The following is a 3,788-nucleotide window of genomic DNA, read 5'->3' as shown; positions in this document are numbered from 1 at the left end:
ACTGACCGTGATCAGGTTCAACCTTTAATAGGCTCTGAACTGGCGATCAAAAAAGAACAATTAGAACCGGCAGAAGAAGATGAATTCTACTGGGCGGATCTACAAGGCCTGACAGTTGTTAATCTTAATGATGAAACGCTGGGGCGGGTAGACCATTTGCTGGAAACCGGTGCGAATGATGTACTGGTGGTTCTAGCCGAGGGTGACACCACAGAACGATTGATTCCGTTTGTGATGGATGAAATCGTCAAATCGGTTGATTTGGATAAACAGCTTATCCAAGTTGATTGGGACAAAGATTATTGATGGAGTGAGGGACATGCGCTTAGGTGTTGTATCCCTTTTCCCTCAAATGTTTGATGCCATTACTGAGTATGGTGTGACAGGCCGGGCAGTCAGTCAGGGACGATTAAGTCTCAGCTACTGGAATCCCCGTGACTTCACGCACGATAAGCATCGAACAGTAGATGACAGACCTTATGGTGGCGGTCCTGGCATGGTGATGAAGGTGGCGCCTCTTGAAGAAGCTATCTCAGCAGCCAAACAGGAACTGGGTGACGATTGCAAGGTAATATACCTGTCACCACAAGGTAAAAAACTGGATCAGAAAGCGCTGAAACAGTTAGCAAACAGAGATAAAATGATTCTGGTTGCAGGGCGTTATGAAGGTATTGATGAACGTCTGATTGAAAAACAGATTGACGAGGAATGGTCGATTGGTGACTACGTCCTCAGCGGTGGTGAACTGGCTGCAATGGTCATGATTGATGGCGTTGCAAGACTGTTACCAGGTGTATTGGGTGATGAGAACTCTGCGGAGCAGGATTCATTTATGACAGGCTTTCTGGACTGTCCGCATTACACCAGACCGGAAAAGTTATTTAACCAGTCAGTACCCGGGGTATTGCTGGGGGGTGATCATGAAGCGATTCGCAAATGGCGCCTGAAACAGTCCTTGGGACGAACGTGGTTGCGACGACCTGACTTGTTGGCAAAAGAGACTTTGTCTGACGAGCAGAAAGCGCTATTAGAAGAGTTTATTGCCGAGAGCGGGCAGGATTAGTTGGGAGTTGAACAATGAGTAACATTATCGAACAGCTTAACGCTGAACAAGTAAGACAGGATATCCCTGAATTTTCAGCGGGTGACACTGTTATTGTTAAAGTTAAAATTAAAGAAGGCGACCGTGAGCGTGAACAGGCGTTTGAAGGTGTTGTAATTGCTAAACGCAACCGTGGTCTGCACTCTGCATTTACTGTCCGTAAAATTTCAAGCGGTGTTGGTGTTGAACGTGTTTTCCAAACAAACAGCCCAAGCATTGCAAGCGTAGATGTCAAACGTCGTGGTGATGTACGTCGTTCTAAATTGTACTATCTGCGTGATCTGACGGGTAAAGCAGCACGTATCAAAGAAAAGCTGTAACACCACTGACAGGGATTGTTTTGCAATCCATGCAGTTCAAAGGGCAGTGTTTTCACTGCCCTTTTTTGTTTCTGCCTTGCTAAGATATCAGCCTGATAAGGGATATAAAATGAGCGAGCAGGACAATCAACCTTCATACAGCAGCCGGTACTTACAGCCTTTTTTGGATAGCTTATGGCTGGAATCCGGTTTGAGTCAGAATACCGTTGAAGCGTATCGAAGAGACTTGTTGGCTTTTGCAGCCTGGCTCGCTCAATTTGATACTGATCTTGCTGCGGCGACACAGCCTGACATTCAGCGTTATCAAAGTCTGCGTATGCGTGAAGGTCGCAAGGTGCGGAGTGAAGCACGTTTACTCTCCACTTTGAGACGCTTTTATCGCTACCTTATTCGTGAAGGTATTCGCGATAGTGATCCCACTGCACAGCTTGAATCTCCCCGTTTGGGTAACCCGTTACCTGATAGCCTCACGGAGCAGGAGGTAGACGATTTACTGGCACAGCCTGATATTAACGAGCCACTGGGGCTGCGAGACCGTACCATGCTGGAAGTGCTTTATGCCAGTGGTCTGCGCGTATCTGAGTTGGTTAGCTTAAAACAGGAACAGGTCAATATGCGGCAAGGACTGGTGCGTTGTATTGGTAAAGGCAATAAAGAACGACTGGTGCCGATGGGCGAGGAAGCGCTCGACTGGTTGCAGCAGTATCTTTATGAAAGCCGGCCCGGTTTGTTGAATGGCAAGGTCACGGATGATATGTTTCCAACCCGTCGTGGCAAAGCGATGACACGTCAGGCATTCTGGTACATCATTAAACGTTATGCCAAGCAGGCACAGATACAAAAGACCTTATCCCCTCATACATTACGTCACGCGTTTGCTACGCACTTGATCAACCACGGTGCCGATCTCCGTGTGGTGCAATTATTACTGGGTCATTCTGATTTGTCGACAACCCAGATTTACACGCATGTAGCGAAGGAACGTCTAAAACAGTTGCATGGACAGCATCACCCGCGAGGTTGATCAGCACTGACCGCACTCACGCCGAGTGTTACACTAACCTACTTTCAAAAACAGCGCCGGAGAGAGCAAAATGCCTTCTTTTGATATCGTATCTGAAGTCGACAAACATGAACTGACTAATGCCGTAGATCAAGCGAACCGTGAACTGGCGAATCGTTTTGATTTTCGCGGAACCGATGCACGTGTAGAGCAGTCGGAGAAGGTATTGACGATGCATGCAGATAGTGATTTTCAGCTGGATCAGTTACTTGATATTTTGAGACTGAAATTAGTGAAACGGGGTATTGAAATCAGCTGCTTGGAAATCAAAGATTCGGTCGGCCACGGCAAAATGCGTAAACAAGACGTGGTTGTTCGCGAAGGAATAGAGAAAGATTTATCACGCAAAATAGTCAAACTGATTAAAGAGAGTAAAGCCAAAGTGCAGGCTGCTGTCCAGGGTGAAAGCGTCAGGGTGACAGGAAAAAAACGTGATGACCTGCAAGGGGTGATGGCAATGCTAAAAAGTAACGACACAATAGATATGCCGCTGCAATTCAATAACTTCAGAGACTAGGATATTCAGATAATGCTGAAACGCTATTTTTTACTTTTACCTTTGTTTTGGACAGGATTTGCTCAGGCTGCAGATGCTGATAAACTCAAGCAACAGCTTGAAAAAACTTTGCCAGAAGTCAAAATTGATAGTTTGCGGGAGGTCGATAATACTGGCTTTTTTGAAGCTGTCATTAATGGTGAAATCATCTATTTTTCAGCCGATGGTCGGTATGCATTGCAGGGCGATCTTGTCTCATTGGAATCTAGAACGAATTTGACGGAACAACGTAAAGTTAGTCTGAGAAAAGATATTCTTAACAGTCTGGATGAAGAAGATATGATTATCTTTGAGCCGGAAAAAACAGAACATACGCTGACTGTATTCACTGATATAGACTGCGTTTACTGTCGTAAGATGCATTCTGAAATACAGCAATACATGGACCAAGGTATCCGGATTCGTTACATGGCTTATCCGCGTGGAGGGATTGATTCAGAATCCTATGATGAGGCTGTGACTGTATGGTGTGCTCAAGATCGCCGTGATGCGATGACTCGGGCGAAACAAGGTGAAGAACTTGAAGCGAATACCTGTGACAACCCGGTTAAAGCGGAGTTTGAAATTGGTCGTAAAATGGGCGTGCAGGGAACACCGGCACTCTTTATGGAATCAGGTCAAATGTTGCCCGGTTATGTGCCTGCTGAGCGTTTGAAAGAAATCCTTGAGCAATCTTCAGGTCAGTCTTAAAACAGATTCGTTTTCCGCGACCCGATGATCATGCAGACGTAACGTATGATCATCGAT

6 protein-coding genes are annotated in these 3,788 nt (G+C 45.9%); all 6 read left to right on the top strand.

The window, feature by feature from the left end; translation table 11 throughout:
* Positions 1-306, top strand: a 306-nt coding sequence (gene rimM, locus ACTF5U_RS02895) for a ribosome maturation factor RimM (RefSeq protein WP_438970138.1), incomplete at its 5' end; no start/stop codon positions are given.
* A 13-nt stretch (positions 307-319) separates the two neighbouring features.
* On the top strand, positions 320-1,063 hold the full coding sequence (gene trmD, locus ACTF5U_RS02890; RefSeq protein WP_438970137.1) for a tRNA (guanosine(37)-N1)-methyltransferase TrmD: 744 nt from the start codon (positions 320-322) through the stop codon (positions 1,061-1,063).
* A gap of 14 nt (positions 1,064-1,077) precedes the next feature.
* A complete protein-coding gene (gene rplS / locus ACTF5U_RS02885; protein ID WP_438970136.1) occupies positions 1,078-1,422 on the top strand; it encodes a 50S ribosomal protein L19 in 345 nt (114 codons plus the stop codon).
* A 109-nt stretch (positions 1,423-1,531) separates the two neighbouring features.
* Positions 1,532-2,446, top strand: coding sequence for a site-specific tyrosine recombinase XerD (xerD, locus tag ACTF5U_RS02880; protein WP_438970135.1), 915 nt, complete (start codon positions 1,532-1,534; stop codon positions 2,444-2,446).
* A gap of 70 nt (positions 2,447-2,516) precedes the next feature.
* A complete protein-coding gene (locus ACTF5U_RS02875) occupies positions 2,517-3,002 on the top strand; it encodes a YajQ family cyclic di-GMP-binding protein (RefSeq protein WP_438970134.1) in 486 nt (161 codons plus the stop codon).
* A 12-nt stretch (positions 3,003-3,014) separates the two neighbouring features.
* Positions 3,015-3,731, top strand: coding sequence for a DsbC family protein (locus ACTF5U_RS02870; protein WP_438970133.1), 717 nt, complete (start codon positions 3,015-3,017; stop codon positions 3,729-3,731).
* The last annotated feature ends 57 nt before the right edge of the window (positions 3,732-3,788 follow it).

It is taken from the genome of Methylophaga sp. (assembly GCF_965655755.1).
Classification (GTDB): domain Bacteria; phylum Pseudomonadota; class Gammaproteobacteria; order Nitrosococcales; family Methylophagaceae; genus Methylophaga.
Note: the sequence above shows the minus strand (reverse complement) of the source record. Positions and strands in the feature narration are given on the sequence as shown.